Source organism: Arthrobacter sp. SO3 (assembly GCF_020532825.1).
In the GTDB taxonomy this organism is placed as follows: Bacteria; Actinomycetota; Actinomycetes; order Actinomycetales; family Micrococcaceae; genus Arthrobacter.
In genome coordinates this window covers 1-13027 of the sequence record NZ_MQTS01000051.1, presented here as the reverse complement: position 1 = coordinate 13027, position 13027 = coordinate 1, and the positions used below count along the sequence as shown (strand labels likewise).

Annotated in this window: 9 protein-coding genes; all 9 read right to left on the bottom strand. The window is 68.0% G+C overall.

The window, feature by feature from the left end:
- The coding region (locus tag BJQ90_RS05785; RefSeq protein WP_226759351.1) for a respiratory nitrate reductase subunit gamma at positions 1–318 on the bottom strand (318 nt) is incomplete at its 3' end.
- A 2-nt stretch (positions 319–320) separates the two neighbouring features.
- Positions 321–941, bottom strand: a complete 621-nt coding sequence (narJ, locus tag BJQ90_RS05780) for a nitrate reductase molybdenum cofactor assembly chaperone (RefSeq protein ID WP_226759350.1) — start codon at positions 939–941, stop codon at positions 321–323.
- Positions 938–2656: a nitrate reductase subunit beta gene (gene narH, locus BJQ90_RS05775; protein WP_226759349.1), complete on the bottom strand. Its 1719-nt coding sequence runs from the start codon at positions 2654–2656 to the stop codon at positions 938–940. Before narH ends, narJ begins: the two co-directional genes overlap by 4 nt.
- Positions 2656–6366, bottom strand: coding sequence for a nitrate reductase subunit alpha (locus tag BJQ90_RS05770; RefSeq protein WP_226759348.1), 3711 nt, complete (start codon positions 6364–6366; stop codon positions 2656–2658). Before BJQ90_RS05770 ends, narH begins: the two co-directional genes overlap by 1 nt.
- 101 nt (positions 6367–6467) lie before the next feature.
- Positions 6468–7217: a LamB/YcsF family protein gene (locus BJQ90_RS05765; protein WP_226759347.1), complete on the bottom strand. Its 750-nt coding sequence runs from the start codon at positions 7215–7217 to the stop codon at positions 6468–6470.
- The gene (locus BJQ90_RS05760; protein ID WP_226759352.1) at positions 7208–8065 is read right to left on the bottom strand and encodes a hypothetical protein; all 858 of its coding nucleotides are present in this window, start codon (positions 8063–8065) and stop codon (positions 7208–7210) included. Before BJQ90_RS05760 ends, BJQ90_RS05765 begins: the two co-directional genes overlap by 10 nt.
- Positions 8066–8225: 160 nt before the next feature.
- Positions 8226–9599: an NAD-dependent succinate-semialdehyde dehydrogenase gene (locus BJQ90_RS05755; RefSeq protein WP_226759346.1), complete on the bottom strand. Its 1374-nt coding sequence runs from the start codon at positions 9597–9599 to the stop codon at positions 8226–8228.
- A gap of 265 nt (positions 9600–9864) precedes the next feature.
- The gene (locus BJQ90_RS05750) at positions 9865–12195 is read right to left on the bottom strand and encodes a glycoside hydrolase family 65 protein (RefSeq protein ID WP_226759345.1); all 2331 of its coding nucleotides are present in this window, start codon (positions 12193–12195) and stop codon (positions 9865–9867) included.
- A gap of 71 nt (positions 12196–12266) precedes the next feature.
- The gene (locus BJQ90_RS05745; RefSeq protein ID WP_226759344.1) at positions 12267–13004 is read right to left on the bottom strand and encodes an HAD family hydrolase; all 738 of its coding nucleotides are present in this window, start codon (positions 13002–13004) and stop codon (positions 12267–12269) included.
- Between the last annotated feature and the right edge of the window lie 23 nt (positions 13005–13027).

Genomic DNA, 13027 nt, shown 5'->3' with positions numbered 1-13027 from the left:
AAAGAGCGCGTTGAAGTGGTAGAACTCCTGGCTCATCCCTACCGCCTGGGTCCAGGCCATCGGAATGACCAGGCCGAAGAAGTGGCCCGCGATCACGGCGAGGAGGCCGAAGTGGAACAGCGGTGAGGCGATCCGCAGCAGCCTGGATTCGTAGAGCTGGGAGGATCTGGTGGTCCAGCCGAACTGGTCATATTTGTAGCGCCAGAGAAGCCCGCCGACCAGGACGACGACCATCACGTACGGCAGCACGCCCCAGAGCACGATGTCCAGTGCGGAGATGTCGACGGCGGATCCGGGTTCGGCGTCGGATGCGCGCATGGTCAGGCCCCCTTCACGGGCAGCAGGCGCGGATCGTAAGGGTCCAGGCCTACTGCTTCGGTGGGTGGGCCGTAGCCGGCCATCCGCATCACGGCCTGCTCGTCGGCCGGGGATTTCCCGGGCAGGGTGGCGCAGACCGCCTGCAGGATCCGGGCGTGCGGAAGCGCGTCCCGGAGCAGCCCGAAGCGGAGCATTTCCAGGCTCGCCCGGAAGCGGGTCAGCAGTTCGCGGCCGGCGGCGAGGTCCACCCGGGCAGCATATTCGAGGACCATCGGCAGGTAGTCGGGCAGTTCCCCGTGTGTGTCCACCAGGATCTCGCTTTGCCGGTAGGTTTTTTTGAAGTTGCCCAGGACTTCGCCGCGGCGCCGCGTGTCCCCGTCCGTCCAGTAGGACAGGTGCAGGGCGTGGCGTTTGCCGAGGTCGAACTCGCGCACGTAGTGGGCCTGGCTGTCCATCGGCGGCGTTGCTTCCAGCGCCTCCAGCACCTCCCGGAAGTCCTCGACGGCGCCGGGGAACTCGCCGAGCGCGGCGCGCATGAGCGGCACCCGTTCGATCAGGTCCTCGTCGGGGTAGGACAGGCACCAGGCCGCCGCGAGGTAGATGACCTGCTCGCGCCGGCTCACGGCTGCTCCCCCGTCCGGCTGACTGGACCGGGAGTGGGGAGCGGGGGCGTCTCCCGGAGGACCGCCTTCTCCGGGAACAACCCCGACGGCGCCCCGGTGCCGTCCCAGTTCAGCAGGTTCACCCGTCCCCGGAGGGTTGTTTCGCCCGGGGCCTCGCCGGAGGTCTGCCGGTCCCGGAGGGCGTTGAAGGTTTCCACTGCCACCGGGACGGGTCTGCCGCTGGCCTCGCCGAAGGGTGAGGAATCCTGCATCCCCGGGCCGCCCTCGAAGTCCAGCGAGCAGCCCATTTCCTCCAGGTCATGGGCCTGTTCCACGTGGGCTTTGGGGATGACGTAGCGCTCCTCGTACTTCGCGATCGCCATCAGCCGGTACATCTCGTACATGGTCTGCCCGTCCATGCCGACGGCTTCGGGGATGGAATCGTCGGGGTCGTTGCCCATCGTGATGCCGCGCATGTAGGAGCGCATCGCCGCGAGCTTCTTCAGCACCGCGGTGACCCGGTCCGCGTCGCCGGCGGTGAAAAGCTCTGCAAGGTATTCCACCGGGATGCGCAGCGCGTCGATGGCGCCGAACAGGTTGCCTGCGTCCTCGCCGTCGTGCCCCTGGTCCCGCAGCAGGTCCACCACGGGTGAGAGCGGCGGCACGTACCAGACCATCGGCATCGTCCGGTATTCGGGGTGCAACGGCAGTGCGACCTTGTAGACCTTGGCCAGGGCGTAGACCGGCGAGCGCCGGGCGGCGTCGATCCAGTCCTCCGGGATGCCCTGGGCCCGGGCCTCGGCCTGGACGGCGGGGTCGTTCGGGTCCAGCAGCACATCCATCTGGGCGTCGTAGAGTTCCTGGGGGTCGGTGACGGCCGCCGCCGCGGTGACGGCGTCGGCGTCGTACAGGAACAGCCCCAGGTACCGCAGCCGGCCCACGCAGGTTTCCGAGCAGACCGTCGGCAGCCCCACCTCCACCCGCGGGTAGCAGAAGGTGCATTTCTCGGCCTTCCCGGTCTTGTGGTTGAAGTAAATCTTCTTGTAGGGGCAGCCGGTGACGCACTGCCGCCAGCCGCGGCACTTGTCCTGGTCCACCAGGACAATCCCGTCCTCCACCCGCTTGTAGATCGCACCGGAGGGGCAGGAAGCCATGCAGGACGGGTTCAGGCAGTGCTCGCAGATCCGCGGCAGGTAGAACATAAAGGTCTGTTCGTAGGCGAACTTGATCTTGTCCTCGGATTCCCGCCGGACCTTCTCCACGATCGGGTCCAGGTGGCCGTACTCGGTGGAGCCGCCCAGGTCGTCGTCCCAGTTCGCCGACCAGGTAATTTTCGTGTCCTCGCCGGTAATCAGGGACTTGGGCCGGGCCACGGGGAAATCGTCGCCCAGCGGCGCGTCCACGAGCGTCTTGTAATCGTAGGTCCACGGCTCGTAGTAGTCCTTGAGCTCGGGCTGCACCGGGCTGGCGAAGATCCCGAAGAGCTTCTTGACCCGGCCGCCGGCTTTGAGGACCAGCTTGCCGCGCTTGTTCAGCACCCAGCCGCCCCGCCACTTGTCCTGGTCCTCGTAGCGGCGCGGATACCCCTGCCCGGGGCGGGTTTCGACATTGTTGAACCAGACGTATTCGGTGCCCGCACGGTTGGTCCAGGCCTGCTTGCAGGTCACGGAACAGGTGTGGCAGCCGATGCATTTGTCCAGGTTCATGACCATGCCCATTTGAGCCATAACGCGCATCAGTACTGCACCTCCTGGGAACGACGGCGGACGGTGGCAACCATGTCGCGCTGGTTTCCGGTGGGGCCAAGGTAGTTGAACGCGTAGGCCAGCTGGGCGTAGCCGCCGATCAGGTGCGAGGGTTTGACCAGCAGCCGGGTGACGGAGTTGTGGATGCCGCCGCGCCGGCCGGTCGCCTCGGACTTCGGCACGTCGATGGTGCGTTCCTGGGCGTGGTGGACGTAGACCACGCCGGCCGGCATCCGGTGGCTGACGATCGCCCGGGCCACCAGGACGCCGTTGGTGTTCAGGCATTCCACCCAGTCGTTGTCCCGGACCTTGATGGCTTCGGCGTCAGCGGGGCTCATCCAGACCGTCGGGCCGCCGCGGGACAGCGAGAGCATAAGCAGGTTGTCCTGGTATTCGGAGTGGATGGACCATTTGGAGTGCGGCGTCAGGTAGCGGACCACCACCTCCAGCTGGCCGTCCCGGCCGAGTTTGGGTTCGCCGAAGAGCCGGTGCATGTCCAGCGGCGGCCGGTAGATCGGCAGCGACTCGCCGATGTCGATCATCCAGTCGTGGTCAAGGAAGAAGTGCATCCGCCCGGTCAGGGTGTGCCACGGCTTAAGCCGCTCCACGTTGATGGTGAAGGGGGCGTAGCGCCGGCCGCCCGTTTCGGAGCCGGACCACTCCGGCGAGGTGATGACGGGGACCGGGCCGGCCTGGGTCTGGGCGAAGGTGATGAACTTTTCCTCGGACCCTTCGGAGAGGTCCGCCAGCTTCCGGCCGGTGCGGACTTCCAGATCCTTGAAGCCCTGGACGGACAGCGCGCCGTTGGTGGTGCCGGAGAACGCCAGGATGGCCTCCGCCATTTTCGCGTCGGTGTCGATTGCGGGTCGGCCGTCCGCCGCGCCGCCGAGCATCACGCCGTTGGAGCGGCTGAGCCGGTCCAGCGGGCCGGCGAGTTTGTAGGTGACGTTCTTGACCGTGAAGCCCAGCTTGTCGGCGAGCGGCCCGACGGCGGCCAGCTTGTCCGCGATGGCGGTGTAGTCCCGCTCCACCACGGAAAAGATGGGCATGTTCTGTCCCGGCACCGCGGGGATGGACGTGTCCCGCCAGTCCCGCACGATCCCGCCGGGCTGGGCGAGCTGGCCGGGGGTGTCATGCTGCAGCGGCACGCTGACCAGGTCCCGGCGGACGCCCAGGTGGGTCCTGGCCTGCCGGGAGAACTCCTGGGCCAGCAGGTGGAACATGTCGAAGTCTGTTTTGGTCTCCCACGGCGGGTCGATCGCCGGCGTGAAGGCGTGCACAAACGGGTGCATGTCGGTGGAGGACAGGTCGTGCTTCTCGTACCAGGTGGCGGCCGGGAACACGACGTCGGAGAGCAGCGTGGTGGAGGTCATCCGGAAGTCGGCGGAGACCAGCAGGTCCAGTTTTCCTTCCGGCGCCTGCTCGTGCCATTTCACGTCGCGGGGCTTGAGGCCCTCGGCGTGGTCCTTGCCCAGGACGTTGTTGTGGGTGCCCAGCAGGTTCCGGAGGAAGTACTCGTTGCCCTTCGCCGAGGAGCCGAACAGGTTGGAGCGCCACAGCACGAGGGTCCGCGGCCAGTTTTCCGGGGCGTCCACGTCCTCGATTGCCGGGTTCAGGGTGCGGTTCTTGAGCGCGTCCGCAATGTAGCTGGGGGTGTCTTCCGCGGTTCCGGCGGCGACGGCCGCCTCCGCCTCGTCGGCGAGGTCCAGCGGGTTGCGGTCGAACTGCGGGTAGAAAGGCATCCAGCCGAGCCGGGCCGACTGGGCCAGCGCGTCCGCGGTGTGCATGCCGTCCAGGGCTCCGGTGGACAGCGGTGACTTCAGCGCGTCCGCGGAGTAGCCGTCCTGCCGCCACTGGTCCGTGTGCATGTACCAGTAGCCCGTGCCGATCATGGTCCGCGGCGGGCGGGACCAGTCCAGCGCGTTGGCCAGCGACACCCAGCCGGTGGCCGGCCGGGTCTTTTCCTGCCCCACGTAGTGCGCCCAGCCGCCCCCGTTGCGGCCCATGCAGCCGGTCAGCATCACGAGCGCCAGGACCGCCCGGTAGGTGGTGTCGCCGTGGAACCACTGACAGATCCCGGCGCCCATGATGATCATGGAGCGGCCCTTGGACTGCTCGGCGTTCCGGGCGAACTCCCGCGCCACCCGGATGCAGGCCTGGGCGGGGACGGACGTGATCTCCTCCTGCCAGGCCGGGGTGTAGGGCGTCGCGGCGTCGTCATAGCCGGCGGCCCACTCCCCCGGGAGCCCTGCACGTCCCACACCGTACTGGGCCAGCATGAGGTCGAACACGGTGGTGACCAACTGGCCCTCCACCTCAATGACGGGCACCCCGCGCCGGAGCACGCTGCCGGTGCCGTCCGCCTGCTCGAAGCACGGGAGCAGGATCTCGGCGCTCGCCGCGGAGACCTCGCGCAGCGACAGCGCCGGTTCGATCCCTTCGAGGTCCAGGTTCCATTTGCCCTCGCCGCTGCCGGAATAGCGGAATCCCATGGAGCCGTTGGGCACGGCAGGGCGCCCGGCCTCTTTGTCGAACAGCACGGTGCGGAAAGCCGCGTCCTCGGCCAGGGACTCGGCGGGGAGGTCCTTGGCGGTGAGGAACTTCGACGGGGTGAGGGAGCCGTCGTCGCGCCGTTCCAGCCGGACCAGGAACGGCAGGTCCGTGTACTGGCGGACGTAGTCGGAGAAGAACGGGACCTCGCGGTCGACGAAGAATTCCCTGAGCATGACGTGCCCCATGGCCATGGCCAGCGCGGCATCGGTTCCGGCCTGGGCGGGGAGCCATTCGTCGGCGAACTTCGTGTTGTCCGCGTAGTCCGGACTGACGGTGACCACTTTGGTGCCGCGGTACCGCACCTCGGCCATCCAGTGCGCATCCGGGGTCCGGGTGACGGGGACGTTGGAACCCCACATCATGAGGTAGCCGGCGTCCCACCAGTCACCGGATTCCGGGACGTCGGTCTGGTCCCCGAAGACCTGCGGGCTGGCCACGGGCAGGTCCGCGTACCAGTCGTAGAAGGACGTCATCACCCCGCCGATCAGCTGGATGAAGCGGGTCCCGACCGCGTGCGAGACCATGGACATCGCGGGGATCGGCGAAAAGCCGGCGCAGCGGTCCGGCCCGTAGGTCTTGATGGTGTTCACGTGCGCGGCGGCCGCGATCTCGGTCGCTTCCTGCCACGACACCCGCACCAGGCCGCCTTTGCCGCGGGCCTGCTGGTAGCGGCGGCGGCGTTCCGGGTCCCCCACGACGTCGGCGAAGGCCAGCACCGGGTCCCCAAGCCGGGCCTTGGCCTCGCGGTACATCTGAACGAGGACGCCCCGCGCGTAGGGGAACCGGACGCGCGTGGGCGAGTAGGTGTACCAAGAAAAGGCCGCCCCGCGCGGGCAGCCTCTCGGTTCGTATTCCGGACTGTCCGGACCCACTGAGGGGTAGTCCGTCTGTTGGGATTCCCAGGTGATGATGCCGTCCTTGACGTACACCTTCCAGGAACACGAGCCGGTGCAGTTCACCCCGTGGGTGGAGCGGACCACCTTGTCGTGGCTCCACCGGTCCCGGTAGAAGATATCGCCTTTGCGGCCACCCTCACGGAACACCGCCCTGCCGTCGTCGGTCTGGTCCCATTTCGTGAAAAACCGGCCCAGCTTCAACATTGCATCCGAGGCGGGTCCATCTAACCCCGCGGGGCCTCCGGCAGTCATGCCCTCAAGCTATGGGCCGTACTTGTGCCCCGATAGGGCCTTACGGCACTGGGCAGGAGCCCCGCGGGCGGGAAGCGGCCATGGGGCCGGTCGGGCCGGGCTTAGGCGAAGCTCTCCAGCTCCACACCTGCGCTTTCGAGGGCCGCGCGGATCGCGGCGGCTGTGGCGACGGAGCCGGGAGCGTCGCCGTGGATGCACAGCGACTGCGGTTCGATCCGGAGCACGGTGCCGTCGACGGCCTCGACTTCGCCTTTCGTCGCGAGGCGCACGGCGCGTTCGGTGATCTGGCCGACGTCCTGCAGCTGGGCGCCGTCCTGCGAGCGCGGCATGAGCGTGCCGTCGGGCAGGTAGGCGCGGTCGGCGAAGGCTTCGGCGAAGACCGGGTGCCCGGCTTCCTGGGCGATGCCGAGCAGGGCGGAGCCCGGGAATCCCAGCACGGGAAGTCCCGGATCGTAGGCCTGGATGGCGGCGACGACGGCGGAGGCCTGCTCGGCGTCGCGCACTGTCCGGTCGTAGAGCGCCCCGTGCAGCTTGATGTAGTCCACCGAGGCCCCGACGGCGTGCGCCACCCCGTCCAAGGCACCGAGCTGGTACAGCACGGCGCCGAAGAGATCGTCGAAGGTGATGTCCATGGTCCGGAGGCCGAACCCGGCGAGGTCCGGGTAGCCGAGATGCGCGCCCACGCGGACGTCGAGCTCGTAGGCCGCCCGGCAGGTGTCCAGCATGGTCACCGGGTCCCCGGCGTGCAGCCCGCAGGCGACGCTGGCGCTTGTAACCAGCGGGAACATCGCGGCGTCGTCGCCCATGGTCCAGGTCCCGAAGGACTCCCCCAAGTCAGCGTTCAGATCCAAAACGTGCCGCCCTCGTTCGCTTTGTTGTCTTTGTGGTCCTTGGGGGCCTTGCGGTCCCGGCCGTGCACTGCCGCCGGGGATTCGGCTTCCGCCATGGCCCCCAGCTCCCCGGGGATAATCAGCGGCATCGGGCCGAACGCCTCCTTGGCGTTCGCGACAACGGCGCGGCCCATGATCCGGTTGCCCACGCCGCCCACGACGGCGCCGATGCCAAACGGCAGCGCCCGTCCCAGCAGGGCCGTGCCCTGCTGTTTCAGCAGGGTCCGCAGGAACATCGTCTGCATCCGTTCCCGCACCGAACCAAAACCGGCCAGCGGGGCCCGGCGGGAGAAGAGGGAACCCCAGGCCTGCGTGGGGCCCTTGCCCTGCCCCGCGGCCTGCCCGCTCAGCGAGCTCAGCAGTGCGGTGCCCTCCTCGCCCAGCATGATCGCCATGACCAGGGTGCTGGCCCGCTCGGGGTCCACCATCCGCACGCCGTGGAGTTCCGCGAGGGAAGTTGAGAAGAGGGCGGTGGCTTCGAGGAAACCAACGGTGGCGGCCGCAAAGAGGCCCAGCGCTGCTGCGGTCCCGACGCCGGGAATCACGGCCGCTCCGCCCACGAGTGCGCCGCCGCCGGTGACGGCGATGATGTAGTCCCGTTCCAGTGTCGCGGCGAGCTGCGCCGCTGTGGCGTGCGGATGCTTCCGCTGGAGCCGGCGGAGATTGGCCAGCACCAGCGGGCGCTGGACTTCAACGGCCCGCAGGAGCACGTTGTGGACGCCCGGCTTGGGCTTGCCCTGGGCGTCGAACATCGCGTTGTGTGCTGACTGCTGGGCAATTCGCATTGCCGGGTTGCTTCGCTTGGCCATCATTGCCTCTCCCTGAACCGTAAGTGTGCTGAGCTTCGTCCTGGGTTAACACTAGGGCACGGGCCCGTACGTCCGCGCCCCAGCAGGCACGGGAGCGGGCAGTTGGGGGCGGATGGGCGTCGCGCATTCGCCCCCAACTGCCCGCAGGATGCCGCCGTATTTAGCGCGGAGTCCGGATGAGCTTCTTGTTGACGAACTCATTCATGCCGAACCGTGCCAGCTCGCGCCCGACGCCGGAGCGCTTCACGCCGCCGAACGGCAGGTCCGCCTGGGTTTCGGCCACGGAGTTGATGAACACCATGCCCGTGTCCAGCCGGTCCGCCACAGCCTTGGCCTTCTCGGTATCGGTGCTGAAGACCGCGCCGCCGAGGCCGTACGGGGAGCCGTTCGCCAGCTCGATGGCCTCCTCCACGCTGGCGACCTTGTAGATGACCGCCGCCGGGCCGAAGAGCTCTTCGGAGAAGGCCCGCATCCCCGGGGTCACGTCGGTCAGCACGGTGGGCTCGACGTAGGCGCCGGGACCCTCGACGTGGTGACCGCCGGTCCGCAGGGTGGCGCCCTTGTCCACGGCGTCCTGGATCTGCTCGATCAGGCCGTCGGCGGCACTCTGCGAGGAGAGCGGGCCAAACCGCGTGTCGGCCAGCAGGGGGTCGCCGGGCTTGATCGCGGACATCCTGGCGGTGAATTTGTCTACGAACGCGTCGTAGAGGTCCTCGAGGATGATGAAGCGTTTCGAGGCCGTGCAGGCCTGCCCGGCGTTCCCCATCCGCCCGCTGACCGCCGCCTTGACGGTGGCGTCGAGGTCGCCGGAGTCGAGGACGATGAAAGGATCGCTTCCACCGAGTTCCAGCACGTACTTCTTCAGGTTCCGGCCGGCCACCTCGGCAACCGCCGAGCCGGCCCGCTCACTGCCGGTCAGCGAGACACCCTGGACGCGGTCATCGGCGATAACCTCGGCAACCTGCTCATTGCTCAGGAACAGGTTGATGTAGGCACCTTCGGGGAGTCCGGCATCCTTGAAGATCTGCTCGATGGCGAGGGCAGACTGCGGGCAGCTGCCGGCGTGCTTGAGCAGGATGGTGTTGCCGAGGATCAGGTTGGGGGCAGCGAACCGCGCCACCTGGTAGTAGGGGTAGTTCCACGGCATGATGCCCAGGAGCGGCCCGACCGGTGCGGAGCGGACAATGGCCTCGCCGCCGCCTTTGACGTCGAGCACTTCGTCCTGGAGGAAGGACGGGCCCTCTTCCGCGTAGTACGAGTAGATGTCGGCCACGAGGCCCACTTCGCCCCGGGACTGGGCCAGGGGCTTGCCCATCTCCGTGGCAATCAGCCGGGCCAGTTCGTCGCGGCGTTCCCGGTACAGTTCGGCCACGCGGGCAATTACCTTGGCTCGTGCCTCCACCGGCGCCGTCTGCCAGTCCCTGAAGGCGTCCTTCGAGGCCGCGAGGGCGTGCTCGACCTCGCCCGCGGTAGCGAGGGGGAATTCCTTCAACATTTCTCCGGTCGCGGGGTTCACTGTCTTGTAGGCAGTCATTAATCCACCATCTCCGATTCTAGGTAGTCGAACTTAATCAGGCCGGCGGCCGCCGCCGCGTTGTGGCGGCAAGGCGGCTTTCGGGCCCAGTACGTCGGAACGGGCTGCCCCGATGAGGTGGCCCGTCCCACTAGGCGGCAACCCGGACGCCCCGCCGCCTATTCCATCGGACCCTTCGCGGCCGGAAAACCAACGCGGGGTCACTTAGCGCCCATGTCGGTGCGGATCATGGGCGCTAGGTGACCCCGCGTTACGTTGGCGGAGGTTAGACCGCGGCGCGCACGACCGGGATCGACGCCGTCGGAAGTCCGCTCGGGAAGATGGTCGGCTCCGGTGTCGCAACCGGTGCCAGCTGAACCCGCACCGTGTCGCCGTCGACAGTGAACAGCTCGCCGCGCACATCGACCTCAAGGGGTGCGCCCTTCCGCACGGTCAGGCTGATGGCGCCCTGTTCGAGGTCGAGCTCCAGCAGCCGGCCCTGGATTTTCAGGTGGAAGGACAGCCCGTCCCATTCGGCGGGCAGCCGCGGGTCGAAGTACGGCACCGCGCCCTGGTCGCGCAGGCCCGCGAAGCCGCTGACCAGCGAGCTCCACACGCCGCCGGTGGAGGCGATGTGTACGCCGTCGATCGTGTTGCCGTGGGTGTCGTCCAGGTCGATGAACAGCGCGTGGGTGAAGTGGTCCAGGGCAGCCTTGCCATAGCCGACCTCAGCGGCCATGATGCCCTGCACGCAGGCGGACAGGGTGGAGTCCCCGGTGGTGATCGGATCGTAGAAGTCGAAGGCGCGGCGCTTTTCCTCGGCGGTGAAGTCCTGCCACTGCAGGAACATGGCCAGCACGCTGTCCGCCTGTTTGAGGACCTGGTGGCGGTAGATCACCAGCGGGTGGAAGTGCAGCAGCAGCGGATACTTCGAACGGGGCGTGGCCCAGTCCCACGGCTCCAGGGTCATGAAGTCGTTGTCCTGCGAGTACACCTGGAGGTCCTCGTCGTAGGGCAGCTGCATCCGGTTGGCGGCCTGCTCCCAGAGCTGGCGTTCGGCGTCGTCGATCCCCACATGGTCCAGAGCCGCCGCCGCGCGCAGGTTAAACCGGGCCATGACATTGGTGTACAGGTTGTCATTGACGACGGCGGTGTACTCGTCCGGGCCGGTGACACCGTGGATGTGGAAGAGGCCGTCCTTGCCGAAGAAGCCCAGTGAGACCCACATCCGGGCGGTCTCGATCAGCAGTTCGGAGCCCAGGGATTCCTGGAATGCCTTGTCGCCGGTGGCCCAGATGTAGCGGTTGGTGGCGAAGGCGATTGCGGCGGCGATGTGGAACTGCGCCGTGCCGGCGGCGTAGTAGGCGCTGGCTTCGAGACCGTTGATGGTGCGCCACGGGAAGAGGGCGCCGTCCACGCTGAGTTCCTCGGCGCGGATCTTGGCTTCGGGGAGCATCTCGTGGCGGAATTCGAGGACCTGGCGGGCGTTGTCCGGGCTGGTGTACGTCAGGTACGGCATCAGGTACACCTCCTGGTCCCAGAAGTAGTGGCCGTCGTAGCCCGAGCCGCTGACGCCCTTGGCCGGGATGCCGGCAACATCGGCGCAGGCCGTGGCCTGGGCCAGCTGGAAGAGGTTCCAGCGGACGGCCTGCTGGAGTTCGGTCTGGCCGGCCAGGACGATGTCGCTTGTGGCCCAGTAGTCGCGGAAGTGCGCCGCGCTTTCGGCGAAGATCTCCGCGAGCGGCCTGAGGCCTGCCTCCGCGTCGTCGGCGAGGTCCTCAGAGGACTGCCCGACGGCGTAGCTGACGCTCTTCTCGAGGAGGAACGGCTCGTCGGCGCCGACGGCCAGGACGTAGCGGACGCTGCTGTCGTCCTCGTGCACCTGGGTGTCGAAGGGCTGCACCCCGGCGTTGGTCCAGTGGTCCACGGCCAGGCCGATGCGCTGCTTGGATTCCGCGGTCTCCCAGGACAGTCGCAGCGAACCGTCGCCGCCGTCGAGCCGGATTGGAAGCAGCACCCGGCCGGCGTGCCGGCCGGCACGGCGCGGGTCATGGGCCGAGTGGTCATCCACCGGCTGGTCCTGGCGGTTGATCACGGAGGAGGTCACGTCCGCGGAGATATCACGGTCCGCGGCGAGTTCCAGCGAGATGCCGAGCGCACCGCGGGACTCGTAGCCGACGGCGCGGCGTTCAGTGGTGGTCACGGTGGCGCCGGAACGGCACAGCCAGGTGATCCGGCATTCGTAGACGCCGGTGGCGAAGTCGACGCTGCGCCGGTAGTCCAGCAGGGTGGATTCGTCCAGGCTCAGGGTTTCGCCGTCGATGACCACGGTGAAGTTGTTGGCGTCCGGGATGTAGAGGATCCGCTGGCCGGTGCGGGCAAAGCCATAGGCGTTCTCCGCGTGCTTGATGTCCCAGGTCTCGTGGAATCCGTTGATGAAGCTGCCCGGAAGATCGGCGTCGGCGGTGGCCCAGTGGGCGCCGCGGATGCCGAGGTGGCCGTTGCCCAGGCTGAAGAGCGTTTCCAGCGTGCCGGCGTTGCCGGGGAGGTGGACGGTCTCGACCAGCTGCCAGGGGTCGTTGGGGAACCGTGCTCGGTCCGAGGTGATGAGAGCCATGGTGGGTTTCCTTCAGGCGTAAAGTCTTGCGGTGAAAAGCGTTTGCTGGGGCAGTGCGGGCGGAAGCCGGGCTAGAGGAGCTCGTCGAGGTCATTGACCACGAGGGTGGCACCGGCGTCCAGCAGGGTCTGCCGGCCGGCGCCGCGGTCCACGCCGATCACCGAGTGGAAGCTCCCCGCCCGTCCGGCCTGGACCCCCGAGACCGCGTCCTCGACGACGACGCAGTCCTCGCTGGGCAGGCCCAGGAGCCGGGCGGCGTACTCGTAGGTCGCCGGGCTGGGCTTGCCGGGCAGCCCCTCGGCGACGGCGACGACGCCGTCGACCACCACCGGGAAGTAGTCGGAGAGCCCTGCGGCCTTGAGTACGGCCGGGGCGTTGCGGGAGGAGGAGACGACGGCGACCTTGAGCCCGCGGGCCAGCGCGGCATCGATGAAGCGTACGGAGCCTTCGTAGGGTTTGACGCCGCCGGCCTCGACGATGTCATTGAAGACCTTGTTCTTGCGGTTGCCCAGGCCGTGGACGGTGTTGTGCGCCGGGTCGTCATCCAGCGGGCCCTCCGGCAGGACGATGTTCCGGGAGGCCAGGAAGTCGCGGACGCCGTCGAAGCGCGGCTTTCCGTCGATGTGGTCGAAATAGTCGCTTTCGCGGTAGCCGGGCACCCCGGGCACGGTCGCGAGGAATCCGTCGAAGAGTTCCTGCCAGGCGCGCTCGTGCACGATCGCAGTGGGGGTCAGGACGCCGTCGAGGTCAAAGAGGATCGCGGCGGCCCCGGTCCAGCTCGACGGGGTGCTGTTGGGAAGCTCAGTCATGGATCTGTCTCTTATACACATCT

What these genes read in the sequence shown, in the direction of transcription:
- BJQ90_RS05755 (WP_226759346.1), bottom strand. Translation starts at nt 9,599, where the DNA reads ATGACTGCCTACAAGACAGTGAACCCCGCGACCGGAGAAATGTTGAAG.
- BJQ90_RS05750 (WP_226759345.1), bottom strand. Translation starts at nt 12,195, where the DNA reads ATGGCTCTCATCACCTCGGACCGAGCACGGTTCCCCAACGACCCCTGG.
- BJQ90_RS05770 (WP_226759348.1), bottom strand. Translation starts at nt 6,366, where the DNA reads ATGACTGCCGGAGGCCCCGCGGGGTTAGATGGACCCGCCTCGGATGCA.
- BJQ90_RS05745 (WP_226759344.1), bottom strand. Translation starts at nt 13,004, where the DNA reads ATGACTGAGCTTCCCAACAGCACCCCGTCGAGCTGGACCGGGGCCGCC.
- BJQ90_RS05760 (WP_226759352.1), bottom strand. Translation starts at nt 8,065, where the DNA reads ATGGCCAAGCGAAGCAACCCGGCAATGCGAATTGCCCAGCAGTCAGCA.
- narH (WP_226759349.1), bottom strand. Translation starts at nt 2,656, where the DNA reads ATGCGCGTTATGGCTCAAATGGGCATGGTCATGAACCTGGACAAATGC.